The 24,226-nt window shown below is 70.9% G+C and carries 23 protein-coding genes; 5 read left to right on the plus strand and 18 right to left on the minus strand.

The genetic code is table 11. The features are described 5' to 3' along the window. Positions 1-21: 21 nt before the first annotated feature. Together ABZ098_RS43085 and ABZ098_RS43090 are read right to left on the minus strand one after the other, a co-directional pair. A complete protein-coding gene (locus ABZ098_RS43085; protein ID WP_356600210.1) occupies positions 22-156 on the minus strand; it encodes a hypothetical protein in 135 nt (44 codons plus the stop codon). 5 nt (positions 157-161) lie between these two features. Beyond that, positions 162-491 (minus strand): hypothetical protein, encoded by a 330-nt coding sequence (locus ABZ098_RS43090; protein ID WP_356600212.1) that lies wholly within the window; start codon positions 489-491, stop codon positions 162-164. Positions 492-839: 348 nt separating this feature from the next. Between ABZ098_RS43090 and ABZ098_RS43095 the strand changes: the two genes are divergently transcribed. The 4 genes from ABZ098_RS43095 (at position 840) to ABZ098_RS43110 (ending at position 6,408) form a co-directional block, all read left to right on the plus strand. Next, entirely contained in the window at positions 840-1,163 is a 324-nt protein-coding gene (locus ABZ098_RS43095; protein ID WP_356600214.1) for a chromosome segregation ATPase, read from the plus strand. Further along, complete coding sequence (locus tag ABZ098_RS43100) at positions 1,160-3,094, plus strand: DUF2637 domain-containing protein (protein WP_356600216.1); 1,935 nt, start codon at positions 1,160-1,162, stop codon at positions 3,092-3,094. Before ABZ098_RS43095 ends, ABZ098_RS43100 begins: the two co-directional genes overlap by 4 nt. 261 nt (positions 3,095-3,355) lie before the next feature. Next, positions 3,356-5,713 carry a TraM recognition domain-containing protein gene (locus ABZ098_RS43105; protein WP_356600218.1) on the plus strand — a complete coding sequence of 786 codons (2,358 nt, stop codon included), beginning with the start codon at positions 3,356-3,358 and terminating at the stop codon, positions 5,711-5,713. Between the two features lie 8 nt (positions 5,714-5,721). Beyond that, positions 5,722-6,408, plus strand: coding sequence for a hypothetical protein (locus ABZ098_RS43110; protein ID WP_356600220.1), 687 nt, complete (start codon positions 5,722-5,724; stop codon positions 6,406-6,408). Positions 6,409-6,484: 76 nt separating this feature from the next. On the opposite strand, the gene ABZ098_RS43115 is transcribed toward ABZ098_RS43110, so the two are convergent. The 7 genes from ABZ098_RS43115 to ABZ098_RS43145 form a co-directional block, all read right to left on the minus strand. Further along, positions 6,485-7,537, minus strand: coding sequence for a hypothetical protein (locus ABZ098_RS43115; protein WP_356600222.1), 1,053 nt, complete (start codon positions 7,535-7,537; stop codon positions 6,485-6,487). 11 nt (positions 7,538-7,548) lie between these two features. Next, the gene (locus tag ABZ098_RS43120; RefSeq protein WP_356600224.1) at positions 7,549-8,205 is read right to left on the minus strand and encodes a plasmid partition protein; all 657 of its coding nucleotides are present in this window, start codon (positions 8,203-8,205) and stop codon (positions 7,549-7,551) included. A gap of 131 nt (positions 8,206-8,336) precedes the next feature. Beyond that, complete coding sequence (locus ABZ098_RS43125) at positions 8,337-8,750, minus strand: hypothetical protein (protein ID WP_356600226.1); 414 nt, start codon at positions 8,748-8,750, stop codon at positions 8,337-8,339. A gap of 76 nt (positions 8,751-8,826) precedes the next feature. Next, positions 8,827-13,839 (minus strand): MobF family relaxase, encoded by a 5,013-nt coding sequence (mobF, locus tag ABZ098_RS43130; protein WP_356600228.1) that lies wholly within the window; start codon positions 13,837-13,839, stop codon positions 8,827-8,829. 937 nt (positions 13,840-14,776) lie between these two features. After that, complete coding sequence (locus tag ABZ098_RS43135; protein ID WP_356600230.1) at positions 14,777-15,271, minus strand: HNH endonuclease; 495 nt, start codon at positions 15,269-15,271, stop codon at positions 14,777-14,779. Between the two features lie 146 nt (positions 15,272-15,417). Continuing rightward, a complete protein-coding gene (locus ABZ098_RS43140; RefSeq protein WP_356600283.1) occupies positions 15,418-15,966 on the minus strand; it encodes a hypothetical protein in 549 nt (182 codons plus the stop codon). Next, positions 15,966-16,655 (minus strand): hypothetical protein, encoded by a 690-nt coding sequence (locus ABZ098_RS43145; RefSeq protein ID WP_356600232.1) that lies wholly within the window; start codon positions 16,653-16,655, stop codon positions 15,966-15,968. The genes ABZ098_RS43140 and ABZ098_RS43145 overlap by 1 nt, the downstream gene beginning before the upstream one ends. 258 nt (positions 16,656-16,913) lie before the next feature. On the opposite strand from ABZ098_RS43145, the gene ABZ098_RS43150 reads away from it, so the two are divergent. Further along, the gene (locus ABZ098_RS43150) at positions 16,914-17,684 is read left to right on the plus strand and encodes a hypothetical protein (RefSeq protein ID WP_356600234.1); all 771 of its coding nucleotides are present in this window, start codon (positions 16,914-16,916) and stop codon (positions 17,682-17,684) included. A 57-nt stretch (positions 17,685-17,741) separates the two neighbouring features. Here the strand turns inward: ABZ098_RS43150 and ABZ098_RS43155 are convergent, their stop codons facing one another. The 9 genes from ABZ098_RS43155 to ABZ098_RS43195 all read right to left on the minus strand — a co-directional run bounded on the left by ABZ098_RS43155 (position 17,742) and on the right by ABZ098_RS43195 (position 24,062). Beyond that, positions 17,742-18,485 (minus strand): nuclease-related domain-containing protein, encoded by a 744-nt coding sequence (locus tag ABZ098_RS43155; protein ID WP_356600236.1) that lies wholly within the window; start codon positions 18,483-18,485, stop codon positions 17,742-17,744. Then, positions 18,482-18,955 carry a hypothetical protein gene (locus ABZ098_RS43160; protein WP_356600238.1) on the minus strand — a complete coding sequence of 158 codons (474 nt, stop codon included), beginning with the start codon at positions 18,953-18,955 and terminating at the stop codon, positions 18,482-18,484. The genes ABZ098_RS43155 and ABZ098_RS43160 overlap by 4 nt, the downstream gene beginning before the upstream one ends. Beyond that, a complete protein-coding gene (locus ABZ098_RS43165; RefSeq protein WP_356600240.1) occupies positions 18,952-19,341 on the minus strand; it encodes a hypothetical protein in 390 nt (129 codons plus the stop codon). The genes ABZ098_RS43160 and ABZ098_RS43165 overlap by 4 nt, the downstream gene beginning before the upstream one ends. Positions 19,342-19,343: 2 nt before the next feature. Next, positions 19,344-20,450, minus strand: coding sequence for a hypothetical protein (locus ABZ098_RS43170; RefSeq protein ID WP_356600242.1), 1,107 nt, complete (start codon positions 20,448-20,450; stop codon positions 19,344-19,346). A gap of 93 nt (positions 20,451-20,543) precedes the next feature. After that, positions 20,544-21,734, minus strand: a complete 1,191-nt coding sequence (locus tag ABZ098_RS43175; RefSeq protein WP_356600244.1) for a DUF6884 domain-containing protein — start codon at positions 21,732-21,734, stop codon at positions 20,544-20,546. A 385-nt stretch (positions 21,735-22,119) separates the two neighbouring features. Further along, the gene (locus ABZ098_RS43180; protein WP_356600246.1) at positions 22,120-22,308 is read right to left on the minus strand and encodes a hypothetical protein; all 189 of its coding nucleotides are present in this window, start codon (positions 22,306-22,308) and stop codon (positions 22,120-22,122) included. A 25-nt stretch (positions 22,309-22,333) separates the two neighbouring features. Further along, on the minus strand, positions 22,334-22,696 hold the full coding sequence (locus tag ABZ098_RS43185) for a hypothetical protein (RefSeq protein WP_356600248.1): 363 nt from the start codon (positions 22,694-22,696) through the stop codon (positions 22,334-22,336). 118 nt (positions 22,697-22,814) lie between these two features. Further along, positions 22,815-23,714 carry an ArdC-like ssDNA-binding domain-containing protein gene (locus ABZ098_RS43190; RefSeq protein ID WP_356600250.1) on the minus strand — a complete coding sequence of 300 codons (900 nt, stop codon included), beginning with the start codon at positions 23,712-23,714 and terminating at the stop codon, positions 22,815-22,817. A 120-nt stretch (positions 23,715-23,834) separates the two neighbouring features. After that, the gene (locus ABZ098_RS43195) at positions 23,835-24,062 is read right to left on the minus strand and encodes a hypothetical protein (RefSeq protein ID WP_356600252.1); all 228 of its coding nucleotides are present in this window, start codon (positions 24,060-24,062) and stop codon (positions 23,835-23,837) included. Positions 24,063-24,226: the final 164 nt, after the last annotated feature.

Raw genomic sequence — 24,226 nt, forward strand, 5'->3', positions numbered from 1 at the left:
CGGGTCGAGGTTGGGAGTTGGTCAGCCGTTGCCCTGACGGGCGGCGCGCTCGGCGGCGGCGCGCTGAGCGGCCTCGGCGGCCTCCTGCGCGCGGCGCAGCGCCTCGCTGGCGGCCGGGTCCTGGATCACGGCGGTGGTGCCGGTCGCGGCGCGCACGGCCGTCAGCCGACCAGCAGCGAGGTGCGCGAGTGCGGACGCGCGGGCTGCGGGGAGTCCTGCCGGCCGTCCCGCTCGTGCGGGGTGGGGCGGATCGGGAGCTGCGGCTTGGTCTCGGTGTGCACCGGGTTGTCGCAGGTGACGACGCCGTTGCGGGTGACGACGCTCTCGAAGTCGCGGCAGTCGCGGCACTTCGGGCCGATCCGTCCGACGACCGCGAGGCGCGGGCCGGCGAGGACCGGCAGGGCGCTGATGCCCTCAGGCGACAGGTGCAGGGCCGGGAAGTCGTCGACGGTGATGTCGGCGCCGGAGATGAGGCTGAGAGACTGGTTCACGGAGATCCCTCCAAGTCAGGGGTGTCCCAAACCCGGGAGGCGTTCGCTGCGCCTGTCCGGGGTCGGCCGGCGGCTGCAACCGCTGGCCAGAGAGAGGGTCAGGGCCTGCAAGCCCTGGCCCTCTCTCGTGCTTGCAGAACCAACGTAACTCCCAAAGCTTTGAACTTCAAGACTCTTGAACTCTCGAAGTTTTGTAGTTAGGTTGATCTCGACACCGAATGATGGGAGTGGCGGATGGGATTGGCCCCTGCGGTCCGCGAGCGAGCACCGGTACGGCGTGCCGTGCCGGGCGCCCGGACCCATAACCTCTTGGAGTCCTTGACTCCACGACCCCAAGGGGGACCACAAATGGCGGGCAACTCGGCGAAGCGCAAGGCCGTGCAGTCCGAAGAACGGCCCAAGTGGGTGCCGTTGCGCGAGGACCAGCACAGCGAGCTGTCCACCATCGCGCGGGAGCTGATGCTGGCCCGGTCCCGGAAGGCGGAACGGATCACGGAGAACACCGTGATCAGGGTCGCCGTGGACCTGGTGATCCGGCACCCGGAACTGCTGGTCGGCGACACGGAGGACGACCTGCGCACCAACATGTTCGCGCGGGTCGAGCAGCTGCTGGAACGGGAGCGAGAGCTGCTGGCCGGCGGCGAGGGAGAAGAACAGGGGGACGGCCAGTGATCTCAGCAGCAGCCACCGACACGATCGACTGGCGGGGAGCGGCCGAACGGCTTGTGAGCGACGCGCCCACCTGGGTGCTCGCGGTCGCCAGCGGGGCTGTGTTGGTCGCCATGCTGATCGTGGGGGCCGTGGCCATGTCCCGGTCCTCGAAGGCGCAGGAGCGTCGGGACAAGGAGCACCAGGCCGCTGTCGACCTCGCGCAGCAGCGGGGTGAGCCCATCCCGCCGAAGCCTCTGTACATGGACACCAAGCCCCTGCTCGGCGGCTTCGCGGTGTCCCTGAACGGTCTGTGGCACTTCGCCCAGGACCAGGTCGGCCTGTCGTTCTTCTTCGCAATCGGCTTCGTGTCGATGTTCGATGTGCTGGAAATCCGGCTGTTCGCCCAGATGTTCCGGATGGCCAACGCGGAACCGCGCCGGCGGTGGACTCGGTCGCTCAAGTGGCTGCGGGGCACCGCGTGGAGCCTTGTGTTCGCCTCGGCGGTGGCCAACGTCATTCACGCCCCGAACCCGTGGGCGGCGCCCTTCCTGGCGCTCATGCCGATCGGCGCGGCCTGGGTCATCTACGTGCCCCTTCACAGCGCGCTCGGCGAGGCGGAGCAGCTGGAGGAGCAGCGTCCCGAGGGTCGCAAGCCGGGGCCCTTCCTGCTGCTCAGCCTGGTCTGGCGGAAGCTGTGGGCCTGGGTATTCGGTCTGTTCGGCCTGGACGTCAACGACCGTGCTGACGAGATGGTGCGCCGGGCCCGCGCCCGGGAGGCGGCGGACGCCTCGTACGCGCTGCGTCAGGCGCTGCACGAGAAGGAGCGCCTGGAGAAGGTCATCGCGGAGGGCGGGACCAGGGCGGACGTCAACCAGGCGAAGAAGCGCCTCGCCGTTCTGAAACGTGACCTGGAGAAGAAGGTCCGGCCGAAGGCGCAGACCGCGCTGGAGATGGCGGACACCTACGACCCGGAGCAGGGACTGCAGCTCATGCAGCGCATGGCGTGGCTGACCAACGCCGATGAGGTCGCGCTGCTGGACTACGGACCCGAGAGCACGGCGATGGAGAAGCTGGAGCAGCTGAACATCGCGGCGAACGCCGACTTCCTCAAGTCCCACAAGCGGGCTAAGGACGCGGACCAGAAGGCGGCGGAGGCGGAGGAGATCCGACGCAACGCCGAGAAGGCGGTCCAGGAAGCCACGGAGAAGCTGGAGGCCGTGGAGAAGGCGCTGGAAGAGACCCGCAAGCAGGCGGAAGAGGCCCAGCAGAAGACGGCGGCCGAACGGGAGGCGGAGGAGAAGCGCCTCAAGGCCCTTCGGGAGGAGCGGACGCGGCTGGAGTCCAGCGACGCCACGGCGGCCCGGCTCTACAAGAAGACGGCTGAGGAACTGGACGCGCTCAAGGGTCAGATGATCGAGCTGCAAGAGGAGCGCGGCAGGCTCACCACCGCCTACCAGCAGGTGCAGGAGCAGGCCCGGGAAGCCAGGGAGAAGGCGCTGCGCCTCGAAGGGGAGCAAGAGGCGCTGACGGTCAGGCTGGAAACCCTGCGGGCGGAGCGGGCGCGGTTCGAGACGGAAGCCAGCAACGCGCTCAAGGAAGCTGAGGAAGCGCGGAACGAAACGGAGGAAGCCCGGCGGGAGCTAGTGCGACTGCAGGGCCAGCTGACCGCGCTGGAGAAGGTGCAGCAAGCCGTGCCGTCGCGAGTTTCGGGCGGTGCCCGGGTACAGGCCACGGTCGACGAAGACCAGAAGGCGACCCGCGAGCAGATCCGCGCGGAGCTGGAGAAGCTGACCCCCGAAGAGCGGATGCTGTCCCAGCGCGAGGTGGCAGCCCTGATCGAGCCGCACGTCTCAGTGAAGGCGGACTCCATCCGCCGGCACCTGCGGGCCATCGCCCGCGAGAGCCAGCCCGGTCTGCCGGGCCAGCGCGACGACGAAGATGCCGACGAATGAGCGGGGAAGCCAGCGGAATCTATCCACAGGCCGGATTCCGCAGGATGAGCCAGACCCAGCTGTCCGGTCTGACGGGCGTTTTGCCCTGGCCCTCCCGCCAGACGGGAAGCCGCGCACCTGTGCGCGACAGGACCGCGACGAGCGGTGAAATCCATGCCGTACTTGTCAGTGCAGCGACGTATACAGACAGGAGTGGCCCCGGTGGTGCGTGAAGAGCTTGGCGGCTACAGCACCCCCGGGGCCCCGAAGGAAAGGACCTTCGTGAACGACAACAGTAAGGCCAGCATCCTGCTCGACTCGACCAACCAGTCCGTCCCCGAAGAGGCCCGGGCCACGGCCATCCCGGCGGCCGGGAAGCCGGAAGAGGCATGGAAGCCTATCGAGGGCCACGCGCTCAAGAACGTGCTGTTCACCGCGCGTCCGGTTTTCCACCGCCCCACCGTACGGCTGACGGCCCTGTCCGTCCCAGCCACCCTGCTCGCCGCCGAGACAACGACGCAGGACACCGACCCTTCCGGAGTGCTCGGCGCCCTCCTCGGGGGCGTCATCCACGCCGGGGGCGCGTTGTTCGAGGCGCAGCCGCTGCTGACGACCGCCTTTACGGTCGGCCTGGTCGGCGCCGGATACATGTGGCTCAAGGGCGAATCTACCTTCAGCAGCGACGCCGACGGCTTCGCGCCCAAGGACAAGCTGCGTGAAGCGCTCGGAGCCCGCAGCCTGGTCAAGAAGCGCAGTGTGCTGCGCCCTAGCCTGGCTTCCGTGCCAGCGCGGAAGGTGGACACCAACGCGGTCGGCACCTACCTGGGCAGGGACCGCAAGACGGGTCTGCACCTGTACATGGCGATCGAGGACAGCTCCGTGATGGTCGCCCCGCCCGGCGCGGGCAAAACGGCGAAGCTGGCCAACTGGATCATCGACGCGCCCGGCGCAGTCCTGGCAACGTCGGTGAAGGTGGACATCGTCGAGCTGACGGAGAAGCTTCGGGCCCGGGTCGGCCGCATCCTGATCTGGAACCCGCAGGCCATCGGCGGCCGGGACTCGAACGTGGCCTGGGACCCGGTGATCGGCTGCTCCGACCCGGAGCACGGCGTCGAGCGGGCGATGCGCCGCGCCAACTACCTGCTCGACGGCTCCGACGCCACCCGTGGCGTGGAAAACCGCAACTTCTGGGAGACCGCAAGCTACTCGGTGCTCAAGGCGTTCTTGTGGGCGGCCGACGCGGAGGGCCTGACCCTGCTGGACGTCGCCCGCTGGTCCAAGAGCTATGAGAACCACGAAGCCATCGACATCCTGGCGAAGTACGAGCACCCCGACCCCTTCAACCCCCGCCGGCCGGTCGCCCCGCGGGGCTGGCGCGACGACCTGCTCCAGGTGCAGAAGGTCAAGGGCAAGCCCACCACCGGTGAGAACGTGTTCGGGACGCTGTCCAAAACGTTCATGTTCCTCGACACCCCGCAGATTCAGAAGGTCATCGAGGACGCGCACAAGGGCGACGGGCTCTTCGACATCCGCGGCTACCTGCAGTCGCAGGACACCCTGTACCTGCTGGGCCGGGACACCGGCCGGGGCGGCATCGGCCCGCTGTTCAGCTGCCTCACGGGTGAGATCTACGAAGCGGCCCGGGAGTTGGCGCCGCTGCAGCGCGGCGGGCGGCTAGACGCGCCCTGGTCGCTGATCCTCGACGAAGCAGCGCTGATCTGCTCGGTGCCGCTGGAGAAGTGGACCTCGGACAGCCGTGGCCTGGGCATCGCCATCCACGCGGTGTTCCAGTCGCGCTCGCAGATGCGGGAGCGCTACGGCCGGGAGGCTGCGAAGACGATCTGGACCAACATGGTCAAGCTCGTGCTCGGCGGCCTGGCCGACGAAGAGGACCTCAAGGGGCTGTCGGAGCTGTGCGGCCGGCACAAGGAGAAGCGGGAGTCGCACTCGAACTCCCCGGGCCCGGACGGCACCATGCGCCAGTCCTCCTCGTACACCTGGGTCGAGGTCGACACCATGACCCCGGCGGACATCATGAACCTGGAGCCGGGCGAGATCCTGGTGCTGCGCCGCAACATCGGCGGCCCGGTCGTCGTCCGCTACGTGGCCGTGTGGGACCGCAAGGACGTCAAGGCCGTGGAGAAGCAGGAGAACCGGGACGCAAAGGCGCAGCTCAAGGCGCGCAAGCGCAAGGACGCCACGGTGCCCGCGTACACCGTGCCCGTCGCGGCTCCGCTGGTCGAGGACCCGGCGGACCTGTGGGCCCCTCCGGAGCCCGCCAGCCCGTGGGCGCCGTCCGCCGCGGCCGGTGACACCAGCCCGTGGACGGCGGACCCGACGGCCAGCGGCTGGACCTCCGGCCCGCTGCCCGGCCCGCGTGACCACCTGCAGGTCGTGCGCGGCGAGGTCGTCCCGCCGGTGCCCCCGATGCCGGAACACCCGCCGGTGATCCCGGAGCAGCCCAACTTCGCACCGACCCGCCACCTGGAGCAGGTGCCCGCGCAGCCGGAGCCGCAGGAGCAGCCCGGCACCGTGCCGGCGTCGGTGCCGCTGCGCAAGACCGGTACCGACGACGCAGCGGCCAGCGCGGACCCGTATGCCGAGTTCGAGGAAGCTGACGACGACCTGGGCGGCCTGTGATGGCGGAGATGAAGCTCGACCCGATGGAGATGCTGCTGCGGCTGACGGGTGACCTGTCGACCGTACGCACCCGCGTCACTGAGCTGGAGGACCAGAAGCTCAGCGAGGCACTCGACGGGCTCGACACGAAGGTGGGCCAGCTCAAGGAGACGCTGGCGGCCGTCGTCGAGGCCGTCCGGCAGATCCAGGCGGACCCGGAGGAAGAGGAAGCACCCGACTGGCCCGGCACCACGCCGAACTGGATGGACGACCTCGATCAAGAGCAGGCCCGGGTTCTGTGGGACTGGCTCACGGAGTGGTGCCAGAACAAGCTGTGGCCGTTCTACGCCCAAGAGGTGTGGAAGCCCTGCTGGTACAAGCACCCACGGCTGCGCATCGAGCTGACCTCCCTGTGCGCGAACTGGTACTGGTCGTACACGAAGGGGGCGCCGCCCACCCGGGTCTCGGAGTGGCACGCGCGGTGGTGGCCACACGTCGAGAAGGTGCTGCGGGAGGAACTGAAGAAGTGCGGGGTGCCCCGCGACGACCTCAAGAACCCCAAGCACCCGGTGCCGGTGCCGATCGTGCCCACGGAGGCCAACCCGAACCCGCCGGCGCCGCCGTTCACCGAGGAGGACTTCGCCGAACCCGGCTTCCTGGCGGCCGTGGAGAAGGACATCGCCCGGCGCAGGGCACCGGACAAGGAAGCTGACTGAGCTGCAGCGGCCACCACGCGGAGGGGGAGTCACCCAAATTTGGGTGACTCCCCCTCCGCGTTGCCCGGGTCTCGCTCTACCGGTCCTTGAGGACCTCGTCGGCCGCATACGCGATGGCCAGGGCTACGGTGCTGATGTCCTTCAACGTCTCGGTGGGCGCGTCGTGCAACGCGCCCACCTCGATCCCGGCCAGCAGCTCCTGCAGCCGGTCGCGGGTCTGGATCGCCCGGTGCGGGGGCGGATCGTCCACGATCTCGGCGTCGACCACCGGCTCATCGCCGTCGAGGGCCCGCTCGCCGGTCGAGTCACCCAAATTTGGGTGACGTCCGGTCGCGGGACCGCTCTGCTCCTGGGCGGCGGTCTCGACGTCCGCCGGGGCCGCTTCCTTCTTCCTGGGCCGCGCCGGTTTGGGCTTCGGCTTCGCCTCGATGGCCCGCTGGAAGGTGTTCGAGGTCGTCAGCGCCAGCGGTTCGGCGGCCCGCGCCAGCTCGACCAGTCCGTCGACCACGTCGGCCGTGACCCGGTGGCGGCGTTCGGCGGCCCACCCCCGCAGTGCGACGTACGCGCGGGCGGTCACCTCCTGGCCGTGCTGCTCGACCATCGGCAGTAGCCGGTGGACGTGCGAGTCGGGAATGGCCCGGGGCCTGTCCTGCTGCTCGGTGATGGCCTTGAGCAGGGGCCACTGCTGAATGCGCCGGTTGACCTCGCTCTCGCTCTCGCCGAACCGGTCCTGGCAGTAGTCCGGCCACGTCCGCCCGTCCCGGCGGTACAGGCGACGGGAGCGGACGGCGTGCGCGGCCTTCCACTTCATCCACTCGGCCCGGTTGCCGTTGGCGAACGCGGCTTCACAGTGCCCCAGGTCGTCGACCTCCTGGGGCGTCAGGTCGCCCTCGGTGTCGACCTCGACCTCGACGGGCTCGGGGATCAGGTCCGGCGTGAACGGCTGGGGCCGGTACGGCTCCGGCGCAGCGCTCGGCGGCGACGGGTCGACCTCTCCGGCTGGCGCAGGCACGGCGGGCGCGGTCGTCTCCGTCCCGCCTTCTCGATCCGCCTCATGCGCCTCGGCTTGCCGCCGGGCCTCGGCCGCGGCGCTGCGCTGTGCTCGAATCTCCTGCCGGGTGGGGCTCACCGGCTGACCTCCTAGTCGCCAACGGGCAGCAGCCCGCGCTTCTTCATCTCCGTCACCAGCGCGCCAAAGGCGGTCTTGGAGGCTCCCTCCACCGGGGCTCCCATGGAGTCACCGAAGCGCTCGCTGCGCGGGATGACCGTGGTGAACACCTCGTATCCCTCCTTGGCCATCTCCTCGCGGTAGTAGCCGGTCGACGACGCGTTCGCCACGGTGCGGTTGAGCAGCACCCATGTCTCGGGCTTCTTGCCGGTGGCCCTCAGCGGGGCACTGCTCGCCAGGATGTCCTTGAACGGCTTGGCGGTCTCCGGCTCACAGATGCGCTCCCAGTCGGCAGCGGTCGGCGACATGTGCAGGATCACCAGATCGGCGACACGGAGAATGGAGTCCGCGATAAAGATGTGGTTCTCGGTGTGTCCGCAGTCCACCATCGCGATGCGCTTCCCCGTCGGCGGTACGACCTCCTGGTGGAACTTGGCGGACGCCTGTAGATGCACGGGGAAAGCGAAGTTCCCCTTCTCCGGCTGGCTCCAGCTCCAAAACTGCTTGCTGTGGTCGGCGTCGTACCCGACGACCTCGTAGGCTTCCTCGTCCTCCAGCAGGGCGTGCGACAGCCACCCGGTGTCGGTGGTCTTGCCCGTCGTGCGGGGCGACATGTTCGCGATGAGCATGGCCGGAGCCTATGGGCACAGCCGAGATCAACACATCACGGACGCCCTCTTCCGCCCCCATGAGACTCGCTTGATACGCAAGAACCCGCCCCCCGGCCGGGGGCGGGTTTGTCCGGACGCGTGCAGACCGGTCAGGTCTCCCACACTGTCCAGGGCTGGTCCTGAGTGGCGCCGCGCAGCCACATCGCGGCGTGCTGCACGCCGTTGGCGTACCGGCGGCGCGGCCCGCGCATCGCTGCCTCGGCCTCGTCGTCCTCGGCGCGCAGCTGCCGGGCGTCGGGGATGCCGGCGGGGCGGTCCGAGATCGGGCTGCGGCCCTGGCCGACGGCCCACCGGTAGGTCGCCCGTACGCCCTCGTGGAACTCCTCCAGCTGATAGCCCGTCCGCACGGCGTGCTCGATGTTGTCGAGCAGCGCGGTGACCTCGGCCAGCGTGCGCCGGCCGACCAGCGGCTCCTCGGGCGGCGGGGCGGTCTGCGGCGCCGCGGTTGCTCCGGCCGGCGGCGTGGCGCCCGGCCCGTTCCACATCGTCGGGTACTCAGCCATAGGGGCACGGTAGCGGGCGGCACGGACAGTGGGCAGGCAGTAAGAAGGGCCAGCGGTTGCTCCGCTGGCCCTTCGGCTACATGTCGACGTCGACGTCGATCTCCGGCGCCGGGGGTGCAGGGGGCTCCGGCTCCGGGATCGGCTCGGGGGCCGGGGGCTCCGGGGTGGCGTCGCGCTCGGCCTGTGCCAGCTCATGACCCAGCCGCTCGTAGTCGGCCCCGTACCCGCCGAGACCGGTGTCGCGGCGCTCGCGCTCCACTTCCTCGGCCTGCGGTTTCTGCCGCTCAGCCTCCCTCTGCCGCTCTGCTTCCCGCTCCCGTTCCCGCGCGCGCTGTTCCAGGATCTCCTGCGTGATGCGGGCTTGCTCCAACGCTTCAACCAGCTGCTGCTCGACGGACTTCGTGGGGGCGGCCGGGGCGGCGGGAGCCGTCGGGGTCTCGGGCTCCTCGACCTCGGGCTGCTCGGGGGCGCGGCGCTCCAGCTCGGTCCGGGCGAGGTCGGCTTCGTCCCGCACGGTCTGGGTCTCCTCGAACCATGCCTCGCGGACCTGCTGGATCTCCTGGTACCGCCTCGCACGATCGCCCATCGTCTCGGCGACGTCCCGACTGGTCTGGGCCCGGTCGAGGGTCTCCTTCACCAGCTGGCTCGGGTCTACCTCGGCCTGCAGCGTGGGTACCTGCTGCAGTGCCATCGACTGCTGGATGGCTTCCCACTGCGGCACACCGGACGCCGTGTTCACCGCGTGCATGGCCTCGTTGACCCGGGCCTCGTGCTCGGCGGCCTCCTTCTCCGCCTGCTCCTGGGCGCGCAGCTCCATCTGCACGGCCTGGTCCTTGAAGTCGCGCGCCGCGGTGAAGGCCTTCTGCATGTCGTCGGCGACGTACGGCGGCGCCCATTCTTCCTCGCGCTCGGCCCGCTCGATCATCTGTCGCAGCGTCTCGTCGGACGCGCGGGCGATGTCGGCTTCCTTCTCGTCGACTCCCAGGGCCCGGCGTGCGCGCTCCCAGTCGGCGCGGGCCTCGACCGCGCCCTGCGGCGGGGCCTGCCCGATGGCGTTGGTGTCGTGGTCGTAGCCGTGGGCCTCGCGGTAGCGCTCGACCCGGCCGGCGCGGCGCTCCCAGTCGGCGCGCTCCGTCGGGTCCTCGGGCACCGGGCCCAGCCGGTCGATGGCCCATGCGGGCTGCTCCTCGGCGACGCGCTGGCCCAGCCGCTCGGTGCGCTCGTCCATCTCGACCGCCCACTCCTGCAGGAAGCGGCCCAGGTCGCCGTCCAGGTCCGGGGTGCGGGCCGTGTAGGAGTCCATCGCCTCCCAGCGGGCCTCGCGCTCCTCGGCCTGGCGCCGGGCGACCTCCTGGTCCTGCCCGGCGTGCAGCACCTCGACGTTCTGCGCGAACGCGTCGTTCTGCCGCATCAGGTCCTCGAAGTGCGGATGCGCCTCGGGCTCGACCGGCTCGGGGTCGTCGACCAGCTGCTCGACGTCGGCGTCCGTCATCTCTTCGGCGGCCCGCAGCGCGGCGGCCAGCTCCGCCTCCTGTCGCGCGACCGTCTCCGGGTCCGTGCCGGCCTGCAGCGTCTCGACCCCGGCCTGGGTGGCGAGGGTCTGCTTCATCAGTTCGGCGTGTGGGTCGCTCTCCTGCGCGGCCTCGGCCAGTCGCTGCAGCTCCTCCGGGTCGAGGGGCGCCTGCCCGGCCTCGACCGCGTCCTCGACCTTGCGCTCCTGCTCGGCGAGTGCGGCACGCTGCTCGGCCTCCTCGGCGCGGACCTGGTCGCGCTCGACCAGGTTGTACGCCTTGTTCAGCCGGTCGTGCAGCACCTTGGCGACGTCGTCGGCGGTCTCCAGCTCGCGGGAGCGGGCGGTGCGCACCAGCAGGTCCTCGGCGTCGAATCCCTGCTCCTCGACGTGACGGGCCAGCCGCAGCAGGGAGCCGAACGCCTCGCTGCTCGCGGCCCGCTGGTAGTCCTCGGTGCCGATGGCCTGCAGCAGGGCGGTGCCAAAGCGCTTCTCGGCATCCTGCTCCTTGATGCCCGACCACACCGGCTCCAGCACGGCGAGGTGCTCGCGGCGCTCCAGCTCGGCCTCGATCGTCTTCGTCGCGGTCAGCTCCAGCCCGCTGCGCTGCAGCGTGGAGTCCAGCACCGCGAGGTGGTGGGGGATGTCCTCCTCCTTGAGGCCGTCGCCGTCCCGGTGGGTGATGACGTACCCGAAGTTCTCGACCTCGCCGCGGGTGAGCATGACGTACAGCGCCTCGCGGTTGGTCGAGTTGGGATCGACCAGAGAGTGGCAGACCCCGACCGTGCGGCCCTGCGCGCCGTGGACGGTCGCGGCGTAGGCCAGCTCGACGTGCTCCTTCACGTACTCGGCAGGAAGGCGCATCTGGGAGCCGTCTTCCAGCTTCACCATCAGCGCCCCGTCGTCGCTGATCCCGGTGACCTGGGCCACCGTGCGGTTCACCGCGAAGCTGCCGTTCTCGGCCGTGATGGTCCGGTTGTTGCGGCGCAGCTGGATCAGGTCGCCAACGCCAGCCTTGGTCTCGATGCCGTGCTCCTCGCGGCCGGTGCGCAGCACCACGCCGTCCTCGGAGACCTTGCCCGCGCGCACCAGGTCGGCGCGCACCCGGGCGGACAGCTCTGCCACCTGGGCGTTGTCCTGGGCGATGAGCAGCGGGTTCCTGCCGTCGAGGTGGTCGGTCAGCCATGCCTGGTAGGCACGTTCGGTCATCTCCTCGGCGGAACCGCCGCGCCACCGGCCGTGCAGCTCGTAGGCGGCCAGCGCCTCGCTGTCGCCCTCGCGCAGCTGGAGGGAAGCGTCGGCCTCCCACTGCCGCACGGTCTTCTCGCCGGTGACCGGGTCGGTGTCACGGAAGCGGCGGACCTCGTCCAGGACATGCACGCCTGGGGCGTCCTCGACCCACTGGGCGAAGATGCCGCCCGCGCCCACAGCCGTGAGCTGGTGGTGGTCACCGGCCGGGACGCACTTCGCGCCGGCGGCCTCGATGAGCGCCCGGACCTGGTCCATGTCGCTGTTGTCGGTCATACCGGCCTCATCGACGATAACCAGGGCGCCCGCCGGGATGCGGTACTTCTCGGCGTTGGCGATCGGGCGGCCCTCGGCGATCGACCGGTTGGCAATCAGCATCATCTCGATGTTCGCGACGTTCTCCACGCCCTCGTCACGCAGTACCTCGGCGGCGCGCTGGCCGCTGGCCAGACCGATGACCTTGCGGCCCTCGTGCGCCTCCCACACCTCGGTGAGCGCGGCGAGTGTGTAGCTCTTGCCCGCGCCGGCCGGGCCGACCAGCAGGTCGACCTTGCGGCCGGAGGTGGCAGCCGCCCGCACGAAGTCGGCCTGGCGCCCCTTGAGCCCGCGGCGCTGGATGACTTCCTCGACCAGCTCGCTGGGCACGGTCGGCGCCCCGCGCTTGCCCGCGAACTCGGCCAGTCGACCCTCGGTGCTCAGGGCCTCCTCGGTGGCGTACCGGTCGAAGGTGTCGGGGTTCGGCTCGTACTTGAAGGTCCCGTCCGTGCGCTGCAGCTCGGCGGGGACCTCGACCAGGGCGGGCGCCTTCGTGCGCACCACGCCGTTGTCAGCGGTCGGGGAGAGGGCGTCGTCGGCCAGCTGGTTGAGCAGGTCGCGGACCTGCTGGCGCTCCAGCCCGCCCAGCGTGTCGGGGAGCTGCCGGTTCAGCTCGACCAGCAGGTCAGGGCGCGTCCAGGTCGGCTTCGCCTCCTGCACCGCAGCGATGGCGCGGCGCTGGATGACCTCGGGGTCGAACTCCTTGGCCGGACGGTGCAGATCGTGGATGGCGGACTGCTCGGCGATCCGCTCGGGGACGTCGGCCAACGACTCCCGAAAGCGGGCCTTGCTCGACTCCTCCCAACGCTGGAGCAGGGTTTCCCTGGTCACAGCGTCGTGCTTCTTGGCCGCGCGCTGCCGGAGGCTGACGTCCTCGCTGATCCGGGCCAGCGTGTAGGCGGAAGGGGCCGTGCCGTACTTCTCCTCGAACGCCTTGGCGACCTCGGCGACCTCAGCCGTGATGGCGGTGCGCCGACTGCTGAACGAATCCCGCAGGTCCTGGTCCACACCGACGAACTCGCGCGCCTTGCCGTCCGGGCGCATCTGCACCCGCCAGCCCAGCACCCGCTCGGCCTCCTGCTCGGCGACGCGCTCCGCGATGTGACCGGCGGCCTGCTTGTGCCGGAACAGGCCCGTGCCGTCCAGCGCCCGCCACACCTCGCGCTCCTCGCCGGTGACCGGGTCGACATCCACGCACCGGACCTTGTTGAGCACGGCCGCGTGAACGTGCAGCTGCGGGTCGTCCTGCCTGGAGGTGTGCTGCGCGAACGCGGCCACGATGAACTTGTCGGCCTTGACGTACTCGCCGCTGGTGCGGCCGTCCTTGCTCGCCCCGTGGTGGCCCTTGCGGGTGTACCCGGCCTCGTCCTGCATGTGCTCCAGGCCCGCCTGCACGCCAGCCTTCCAGCAGTCCCACAGCTGGTCTGCCTGGCGGCTGAACTTCTCGGCACTCTCCAGGTCACCGGCGTCACGCGCCTCGGCGGCCTTGACCTGCAGCGCGGCGTGCGCCACCGACCACGACTTCGGAGCCGAGAACGTCAGGTCGTAGTACAGCTTCGCGCTGGGGGCTTCCTTGCGGGTGCTGATCTCGATGGCCTTGACCTGCTCGGGGCTCAGCACCCCGCCCGGGGCGCGTGCCTCGGCTGCGGCGAGGTTCTTCTCCAACCGCTTCTCGTACGCCTTCTCGTAGTTGCGCGGGGCGTCACCGAGACGGCACTCCTTGCGGATCTTCTTCTCCGCCTGGACGTACTCCTCGCTGCCCTCGGGGTGCGGAATCGAGGCCAGCCGGGCGTACATCTCGTCCCGTCTCCGGGGGTCGATGAAGTCCGAGTACAGGTCCTCGAAGACCTCGTTGGTGACCTCGCCCGACAGTCCAAGGTCCGCGATGCCGTCGCCGGTCCAGTAGCCGGGCGGCTCGCCCTGCAGCTCGATCGAGCGCAGGTAGTAATGCTCGGCACCGGCCCCGACCGTCTTGGTCAGGTAGCCGGGATCTGAGCCTGCACTGATCGACAACATCGGGACTCAGAGTAGGCGGTTTTCAAGATCAACAACAGCCATCGGATCGTGATGCATAGGTGTGGGGGTTGATGTAGTGAGCAGGGGAATTACGGTGTGTTAGGTGGTCCGGATGATCAAGAAAGAGAAGGGGTCCTAGGTCCGGGGTCCGCAGAAGATCAAAATGGGTCGCTACAGCGGCGGAAGAGGGTCGGTCCTGCGGTCTTTCGGGCCGCGTACGGCCTGCATCGGGGGCCTCGGCCATCATGGCGACGCGCACGGTTTGTAGCGAAATGTGCAGCTCGGCGGGCACGGCCCTCACCGGTCACCGGTGCTCGGGCTGGCGGAGCGCCCGCTGGGCCTGGCGTCGCGCCAACAGAGGCGCGCTCGCCACACGCCGCGCCCGTGCGCTACGGTCGGCGGCGACGACTTCGACCCCCGCCGGGCTCTCCGGCGGGGGTCGACTGTTACCGAGTGCCGGGGGATCGGCGGCGGTTGCGCCCCACCATGGCCGGCGCGCTCGACGGGCCACTGGCTCTCCGGGCCTCGTTGACAATGCGTAACCGAACCGGTGGGGCTCTGCCCCACCCCGCGCGTACGGAACGGGGCCGCCCGCGGGGCTCCGCTGGGGCACGACGGGGCGCCCTGCCCCACGCGGCGGGGAATCGGCGTGGGGCAGGGCGGTGGGGACAGGGCTGCGGGATCGGCCGGTGCCCCGGACGCGATGGGGACGGTGTCCGGCTCGGCGGTCCCGTGCGAGGGGTGCGGCGCGGGGACCGTTCCCCGCCCTCGGGCGCCGCGGCGGGACACGTCCGCTGGGGAAGCCCCGGGCGCCCGCGCCTTCCCACGCGCCGCACACGATGTGCCCCGGGGACGGTCGGCGGGGACCTTTCCCCGCCCGTGTACGCGGACCGGCCCCGGACCTGTCGGTCCGGGGCCGGGGCCGGTCGGGGCCGTCCTAGAAGAGCGCGTCCTGGTGCGCGCCGGAGGGATTGCCGGCGGCCAGCGCGGCGGCAATGGCCGCGTCCAGCTCCTCGGGCCTGGCTGCGGCGATGGCCGCCTGGACCGCCCGTGCCCGCCCCACCGCGCCGCGCACGTCGGCCAGTGCATGGCCCGCCAACCTGCGACGACTCGCGGCGTCGCGGTTGTTGTCGCCCCTCGTACCGACCAGCCAGTGCGCCGGGTTCTGGCACGGCGGCTCGTCGCAGGTGTGCCTGACGACCAGCCCGGCGGGCAGGGAATCGGGCCCGTGGGCGAGCCGGTAGCCGAACAGGTGGGCGGGCACGGTGCCGCGCCGGGTGCGGCCCGGGAGGGACACCGCGCGGAACGTTCCGTGCGCGGTGTCGGTCAGCCCGCCGGTCCACCACCAGCACTCGTCCGGGCCGCGCCGCAGGACGTGGGCTCGGTACCGGGCGACGGTTTCCCCGTCTGCGAGCAGTGCCGCCCAGGGCACCCCTTCCCCAGTCGCGGTGGGGTCCGCGCTTGCCTCCCGTTCCCCACGAGCGGGCCAAGAGCCGTCGGAAACGGCGGAGTCTTCCCCACCCGCCGGGCGGGGAACGCCGGCGCCGGAACCGGGGGTCGCTTCCCCGCGCGGCGGCCTCATCGGTGCTCCCGTGGGGACGGCGCGGGGCGATGGGGCACCGGACCATGCCCCACTCCGGGCTGGGGAAGCTGGGGCTCGCCTCCTGCCCCGCCGTCGCTGTCCGTGAACGCCGTGGGGGTGCCGGCGGTGTCCGGGGCGCGTTCCGTGCCAGGGCAGCGTCCCCGTCCCGTGGGGCTGGTTCCCCGCCCCCGTGCCCCGCGGATGTGCCCCACGCCCGGGGTGCTCGCGGGGTGCGGGGCTCCGTCGGCCGGCGCGGGCTGCTCCTGGTCGGCCGGGTCGTCCTCGCCGTGGCCGTCCTGGGTGGCCAGCTCGGCGGTCGCCTCGATGCCGCCCGCGCCGGTGCCGTGGTGGACGAACACGGCGCCCTCCTGGTCGGTCTCGGTGTCGGCCGGCGCGGGCTGCTCCCGGTCGGTCGGGTCGTCCTCGCCGTTGCCGTAGGTGCGTCGGGTGAAGTCGGGTGCCGTGCAGCGCCAGACCTCTTCGCCCTCGACCTCGCTCCGCTCCGTATCGGTCGAGCAGTCCGGATACTGCGGCGTGAGGTACATCACAGCGGCTTTCCGTCGCAATCGGCGTACCCGTCGGCGGTGAGATGGGGCTCGATGCACTCAGCGTGCGCCGCGTCATGGTCGTGCGCCTCGTCGGGTTCTGCGTGCTGGGCCAGGAAAGCGCCGGCGTGGGCGGCGGCCTCGGTCCGGCTGCCGTACGGCTCCTCGGCCTGTCCGTGGGTGCCGTCGGCGCCGGTGGCACTCCACACGAACCCGCCCTCGTTGGGGAGCTGGACGATCTCGGCCGCTCCGCCCGCGAGTCGCAGGTCGAGGGGCTCGCCGACATTGGCGAGGTCGGTGGGCTTGCGTACGGCACCCGGCCAGCGCAGCCGGGCCGCCTGCTTCGTGATTCCCCAGGCTGCACCGAGGTGGGGGTAGGTGGCTCCGATGGCGCCGGCAGCGCGAGCTGCACGGTCGGCCAGTCGCCCGACCATTCCGTCGATCTCGTGGAGCGCGTACAGGTAGGCCAGCGTTCGGTCAGGGGCGAGGGCGACCGCGTCGGGCACTTGCCGCCCTTCGGCCCGATAGGCGGATTCCCGGGTGGAGATGGCGCTGGCCAGAGCGTGGGCGGCGTGGGCTACGGCGTCTTCAAGCCGGTGGAGTTCGTCGTCAGCGGGTTCTCGGTAGGCGGGCTCCCGGAGGGTCATCACGTCACCCCAGAAAGTGGGGTCGTCTCGCATCGAATCCATGCGACAAGCCTACTTGTCGAAAGCCTCACGCGACAAGAAAGCTTGTCGATTGGCTGGATGTCGCTCCGGGTGGGCAGTCACCCAAATTTGGGTGACTCGCGGTACGCCCCGCAGGGCTTGTTATCGGATGCAGGTCGTTGTGTGGGCCCTGATCTGTGGGCCGCGCTGTACGTCACCCCGGGTGGGCAGATATGACATGGGCAGCAGTAGGAGAAATCAGGTCGGGGGCGAGTGGGGTTGATCCGCAAGGCGATCGGTGTGTCCGTCAGGACATGGCGCTGGCTGCGACAGCTGGGCCCGTCTCCGGTGGGCACGCAGCGGGCCTGGCGCAAGCGCGCGGAACTCCAGCGGTGGCTGAACGGGCAGCAGGGGCCGCAGTGGTGGGAGGTCGTGCCCGTGGTCGCGGCATCCGGGGTCGTGATCGGGCTGCCGCTGGCCGGTCTCGGGTGGCTGTGGTCCCGGGTCGGCTGGTGGGCGGCGCTGCTCGGGGTGGCGGCTCTCGTCTACGTGGTCGAGACCGCAGTGCGCTGGCGGCGGGCCATGCTCGCGCGGCGCCGGCGGCGGGCAAGGTACTTCTCCCTCGCGGAGATCGACGCGTCCGACGACCGGAGGTTCCGGACGATTGTCGGGCGGCTGCTTCTGCGCGATGGGTGGACACAGGTGCGCGGGGTGCGCATCAGCCGGGATGTGGTGCACCTGGTCGGCAATGGGCCCGACGGGCGTCAGCTCGGCGTGGCTTTCGAGCGGGGGACCGTCAATGGTGCGGAGCCGGGCAGCGGGGGACGTGCACCCCTGCGGCCGGTGGACGGTCCTCCGCACCTGCCGACTGCTACCGCGCCAGGGGTCCGGCCGTTGTTCCTCGTGGTCAGCTCGGGGAAGTTCGCCCGGGAGCGGGTGGTGTGGGCCGCCCGGCACGGGGTGCGACTCGTCGACCGGGCCCTGCTGCAGCGGTGGGCGGCCGGCGAGGACCTGGCCGTGCTCCTCGACCTCGACCTCGACCTCGACCACGTCCAGCCGGACGCCTCGTAGCCGGGCGCACATGCTGAAGGGCCCGGGAGATCTCCGGGCCCTTTGTCGGTGGCGTAGTCAGCCGCTGTGCCGGGGCAGGCTCTGCTCGGCCAGCTGCTCGACTGCGGTGACACGCGCTGCATCCCATCCGGGCTGGGGGGACAGGCCGGCCAGCATCCCGCGCAGCTTCTTCGCCTCGACCACGGTGACGCCGTGCAGCTCGGTGCGCCCGCGCGGCGCGGGGACCTTCGCCCCGTGCACCGCGAGGATCGGCCGGACCGGCACCCCCAGCACTCGCGCGGCCTGCTGCGCCTCCCACACCACGGTCTGCAGCGCCTTGGTCTGGTCGTACCGGCCGTAACGCAGCAGTTGGCCGGTGATGACGATGCGGGACTTTTTCGACTGCCAGTTCTTACTGTCGACCAGGGCGACGCCGAAGAGTCCGGCAACCAGGTGATCGAGGTTGGCCTTCGACCCGGGTATGGCCCGGTCGTGCAGTACGGCGTAGCCGCGGCGAGCGAGTGGTGCGAGCAGCCGGGCCGTGGCCTCCTCCCCGTCGGCGCCGGAGGTCCAACTGTTGTGCTGGCGGCGGTAGGTCTGGTGGATCCCGTACGCGAGGACGGCGGCAGCGACCAGGGCGCCGACCTGCCACATGGTCACGGTGCTGGCGGCCCATCCGGTGACGGCGGCGGTTGCGGCGGCGAGGGGCAGTGCCCACTTCGCGCGCCGGTGCTGAGCGGCACGGTCGGCCGCGCGCTGTAACTCGCCCTGGCGGCGGGCGCTGGCTCCGGCGTTGCTGCGGCGCCCGGGTGTGGTCGTCATGTCGTCGCTTCCCGGGTGGTGGGCGGGTGCTGGCAGGAGGGGCAGGCGATGGTCTCGGCCGCGTCGGCGGCGGTCGCGCCGGTTGCTTCGGCGACCGCGCGCCAGCACAGAGGCCGGCCGGTCTCGTCGAGCGTGCGCCCCCAGTGGAATTCCTCGTCACGGCCATAGAAGACGGCCACGAAGGGTTCGGCGCCGGGCATGACGATGCGGGTCGGCTCGACTCGGAGGTAGCCGTACACATCTGCGGGTGGGATGGAGGCGAGGCTCTCCCAGACCAGGCAGTTCAGCACCTGCGCCACGGACCGGGACTCGTGGTCGTGCCCCGCGCACAGGTCCCAGGTGCTGCCGTCGGGGCGCTGCACGTCCAATCGGTCGGTGATGGTCAAGGTGAGGGTGTCGGAGGTGTGGACGGGCCAGGGCTGGATGGCGGGGGCGGGCGTGCGGCGGCGCAGCAGCTGGCGGATGTTCATGGGGTCTGGTCCTCCTCGTCGTCGAATGCGTCGGTGATCAGGTCGGGCCAGCGGGCGTGGCCCCGGAGCTCCAGGCGGTGGCGCAGCATCTCGGCGGCCTTGTCCCGGGGGACCTCCATGGCGAAGTCGTTCCTGGCGCGTGTGATGACGTCGCCGATGGTGACGCGCATCGGAGGTCTGATGCGCAGGTCGGTGACGGGCTCGGCGAGTTGGGCGCGGACGGCGGTGGTGATGGCGTGGTCGGTGGCTGCCAGCAGTCGCTTGCGGTAGTGCTCGGCGGCGGTCCGTCGGTCCTGCTCGGCCCGGTGCCGGCGGATGCGGCGACCGGTCCACGGACTGAGCAGCGCGAGCAGCAGTGCCGTACCGAGCAGGACGTAGGAAGTCATCGTCACTTGCCCCCGGCGGTGGTGAGGCGCGTGACCTCGGCCTGGGCGAGGGCCAGTGCTGTCTGCACCTCGCGCATCTGGTCCTTCGTGTCGTTCACGGTCTTGTGGAGCGCTTCGACCTGGCCCTCCAGCACGCCCTGCCGGTCGATGGCTCGGCCCAGCTCGGCCGCGTGCGCCTTCTCCTGCTCGGTGCGGCGCTCCTTCTCGGCGGCGACCCGCGTCTCGGCGTCTCGCTCAGCCTGCAGGGCGCTGGCTTCCGCCTCGCGTGCACGCTGCTCGGCAGCGGTCACTGCGTCCTGCGCCGTCTTGACGGTCTTCTTCATCGCCTCGACCTCGGCCTTCGCCGCGACCTCGGCCTTCCCTGCCTTGTCCTCGGCATCACGGACGCGCTTGTCGGCCTCGTTCTTGGCGGCGGTGGCCTTCTGGTCGGCCTCGTCCTGGGCGCGCTTGATGGCTGCGGCGGCCTCGGTCTTTGCCTTCTCGATGGCCTGGTCGGCTTCGGTTTGCAGGCGCTCGACGCGCTGCTCGGCCTCTGTGCGGATGCGCTCGGTCTCCGTTTCGAACCGGGCGGTCTCCTGCTCCAGCTCGGCGATGGCGCGGTCGGCTGCCTCCTGGGCTTCCTCGGTCTCCTCGATGGCCCGTTCGCGCTGGCGCAGGGCGGCGTCCCGCTCGGTTGTCGCGGTAATGGCCTTCTTGCGCCACTCGGCGACGGCGGAGTCGGCAGCAGCGGCAACGGAGGCGACTTCGGCCTCGACGGCTTCGGGGTCGGTGACGGTCTGGAGCAGGTCGACGTACCGCGACAGCTCCGCCCGCAGCTCGTCGACCTTCTGCACGATGGTGCCCTGCACGATGGTGGCGGTCCGGGCGGCGTCGGTGACGATACGGTCGGACGGCTCCTCGGCGGCCTGGGCCTTGGTGGTGCCGGTCTTCCCGCGCTTGGCCCGGTAGGCGCTCATGGCGTTGTGATCAGGGTCGGAGCAGTATTTCGGCGCCCGGCCCGGGACGGTGGGGTCCTTGGGGACCGGCGGGGCGGTGCAGCCGGGGAACGCGCACTGGGGCGCCTCCTCGGCGGGGGCCTCGGCGGTCTGCTCGGTCGGCTGCTCGCTCATCTGGGAGAACTCCTACGGGGCGTGCGGTCGGGTGGGCGTGCTGCGGTCGACAGCGTGCCGTATCCGGGGACGGGCGGGGGAGTCGGTCGCGGGTCACGCCGCGGTGATGTAGTGGCGGGCGTCCTCGCGCATGGCGGTCAGCCGGCCACGCTGCTGGCCGATGCCCAGATGGGCCAGCGGGGTGCGGGCCTGGGGCCAGACGGCGGTGGCGCGCTGGGTGTACCGGCTCGGGGTGAGCAGGACGACGTCGGCGTCGGTCAGTCCCAGCTCGACGGCCTGGGCACGCAACTCCTCGACGGTGATACTGCCGGCGTCTTCCCAAGTGTGGTCATACGGTTCGACAACCTGGTCGAGCGGCAGGAAGCCGTGCAGCGCGCTGAGTACCAGGACGGTCCCGCCATGGGCGGTGAGGGCGTCGGCGGTCCGGCGGGCGTGCGTGTGTAGCGCTCCGACATACAGCTTCCCGGCGGGGGCTGCGTGGTCCAGCTTCGGGCCGGAGCAAGGGATGACGACGACCGGTCCGGTCACGGCAGGGGCAGCGTCGTCGAACAGGGCCAACTGTTCGCCGTGCGCGGCAGTGACCGGCCAGCGCACGGTCGGGGCCTCGATGCGCTCGGCGGTGTCGAGCAACTGCAGGGCTGCGGCCGGATCGTAGGCGTCGCGGATCTCGACCCATCCGTACTCGCCGAGAACTCCGCCGAGAGTCTCGGCCTGCTCCCACAGGGGGAGGGCGGGATCGACCTCGGGCACGGAGGTGGGCTGGGGACCGGTCAGCACCTGGACGATCCGGCGGAAGGCGATGGCCCGGAAGTAGGCGGCAGCGGCCCGGCGTCCGCCGGCGCCCAGGGCCTCGAAGCGGTCGGCATGCTGAGGCCGGCGGGCGCACTCGCCGTACATGCGGGCTGCCCAACTGGTCAGCTGCTCGGCGTGGTCGAGGACGCGGGGGAGCGCGGCGGCGTAGCGGGCGATGTCCTCGGCGGGGCCGGTAACGCGCAGGGCTCGCCCGGACCGGTCGAGCTGGCGGGCCTGGACGCCGAAGCGGACGGCGACGGCGCGGGCGGCCTCGGCGCGCTGGGGGCCGCGGCCAGCGGCGTAGGAGAAGTCCAGCCGGACCGCGGCGCGGCCGTGCGCACGCAGCTGGAGGCGGTCGATGTCGACGTAGCGCGCGCGGCGGGCGGCGTAGTGGGCAGCGCGCTCCGGTCCCCAACCGGTGTCCCACAGCGGTCGACGGGCGATGGTGCCGTCTTCGCGTCGGATTTCCTGGTTCTCATCCTGCAGTCCCATCCCGCACCCCTTCGTGGTGACTTGTGCAGGATTCCAGTCTAATTCATTGCATTGCATTTCGTCAATGCATTTCATTACAGATGATGCAATGAAACGCAATGATTTAGGGGCCTGGCCGCAATGACAGGTGTGGTTTCGGCTGGCAGCCGGCACGGCACGGCGGCGCCTCTTGGTGCTGTCTTTTGGGCGCTCGCTGACGGAGGGCAGCAACCACCGGGGACGGCGGGGCGCGCCGGGCGGCGGTCCGGGTCAGGGGCCGGCGGTTGCCGGGGGCACGTTGTGGAGTCCTGCGCGCCGGGCGGTGGGCCCGTGGCCGGCCGTCGCGGACTGGGGTAGAGAGGGGCCGGCGGCTTCCGGCCCCTCTCGTGTTCGCGGCGTGGGGGTGTTACTCCTCGTGCGTGGCGTTCCTGTACGGGATGATCCGGACCCATCGCCCGTCCGTGGCGTGGGTGATCATGTAGTTCTGGTTCTCGGCACGCTCGATCAGCTCGCGGAGCTGTTCCGCTGACAGCCAGACCTCGGTGTCTGTGGTGCGTGCTGTTGCGGTCTCGGGCGTCTGCCGTTCTGCCCTCATGTCTGCTCCGTCTTCGTCGTCGAGGTCAGCGGTGGCGGGCTTCGATGGCGCGGGCGCCGACGTGGTCGTGAGCGGCGGTGACGTCCGCCTCGGTGAGTGCGCGGGTTTCGCCGATCGGCCAGTAGGGCGGGAGAACGGCGATGGGGTCTTCCGCACCCGCGTTCAGGGGGGATTCCTCGCCCGCGTACCGGGGGTTGAGGAACGGCTGGAGGATGCGTACTCGGCCTTCGTCGTCGGCGGGTTCAACGCGGATGACGGGGCGGCCTCCGGCTTCGTCGACTCCGGGGCGGCCTCGGTGGGCGATCAGGTCTCCGGGGTGCAGGTCCTTTGCGGGGACGTGCGGGAGGGCGTCGACCAGAGTGCGCCAGTTCGGCCGGTGTGAGCGCATGGTGTGCCTTTCGGGTTCTGTCGGCGCGGGTCCGGGTCTGCCCTCCCGGACCCTGCACCTGGTGGATGCGTCTTCTGGGCGGTGGGCGCCCCAGGCTGGGATGGGGGCGCCCACGCGGTCAGTCGGCGGTGGTGGCGAGTGCGGCGAGGATGGCGTGCGCGGTCTGGATGACGCGCTGACCGGTCTCCTGGAGCAGGGCGGCGACGTCGTTGGGGTTCTCCTTGCTGGCCCAACCGGCGATGTAGTGCGCGGACTGGGTGGATGTCTCCAGCCCATGGGTGGCGGCCACGATGTAGGCGACGGATTCGGCCTCGGTCTCCATGCGCCCCCGGTGGCGGCGGTACTCTCCGGGCTCGGTGTCGAGGTGGCCGCACCCGATGTGGGCGACCTCGTGCGCGAGGACGGCGGTTGCGGCGGCGTCCTGCTCGGTTCCGCTGATCCGCACGGTGCGGGTGTCCGGGGAGGTCCACCCTTCGGCGGGGCCGCAGTCTCCGCGTTCGACGGTGTAGCCGTGCGCGGTCGCGTACGCCTCCAGTACCTCCCACAATCCGTCTGGCGCCTGACCGGTCAGGGGCGTGCTGGTGGGGAGGTCGGCGGCGTCGGCCTGTCCGGGGATGGGGTCGGTCTGGCTGATGTCGAATACCGAGACCGGCCGGAAGATCACGCGCGGCTTGTCGTCCTCGGCCTCGGGGGTGTCCTCGTCGTCACGGCGGCGCAGGGTCATGGGCGCGAGGATTCGGATTCCGCGTTCTCCCTTGCGGACCTGGCGGCCTCGCTTCTGCCACTCGCCGTATGCGGCAACGTGGGTGGCGTCGGGGCGCTGCAGCAGGATCAGCATGATGTTGCGGAAGCTGTAACGGCCGATGCCGACGGCTGCGCGGAGCATGGCCTTCCAGGCTCCGGAGTCGGTCAGGTTGGTGACCTGCTCGTCAAGCTTGGCCTTGAGGTCGGCGACCTCGGCGCGGGTGGCGTCGGGGGAACGGCGGGGGCGCCGTGTGGTGCGCGTCCTGGTGGTCATGTGGTGTGCCTTTCGGGTTCTGTCGGCGCGGGTCCGGGTCTGCCCTCCCGGACCCTGCCTCTCATAATTTCCTCTTGCTGGGTGTGGGCGCCCCCGGCTGGGATGGGGGCGCCCACGGGGTCAGGGGAGGATGACGGCGTGGCCGTTGAGCAGCAGTTCGGCGGCGACACACGCAACGAGGTACTCGGCGGCGGAGTCGTCGTCCGCGAGGGCGGCGAACAACTCCTGCTCGTCGTTCCAGCGGAAGCCGTGACGGTGAAGCAGCTCAACGGCGAGGACGTCGAGGTCCTCGATTCCCTGGGGGGCGGCAATGACGCCGTGCTCGGGGTGGATGTCGACCAGGTACATGGCGGTCGGTCCTTTCGTTGGGGTTCTGTACTGCCGGTCCGGGTCTGCCCTCCCGTTCCGACCCCTCATAATTTACCCCTCCTGGGGGGTGTGGTCAAGGTGTTTCCGCAGGTGGAAGCGGGTTTTTGGTGTGGCGGCGTGCGCCGTGAGTCGAGCCTTAGCGG

Source organism: Streptomyces sp. NPDC006335 (assembly GCF_040612795.1).
GTDB lineage: Bacteria > Actinomycetota > Actinomycetes > Streptomycetales > Streptomycetaceae > Streptomyces.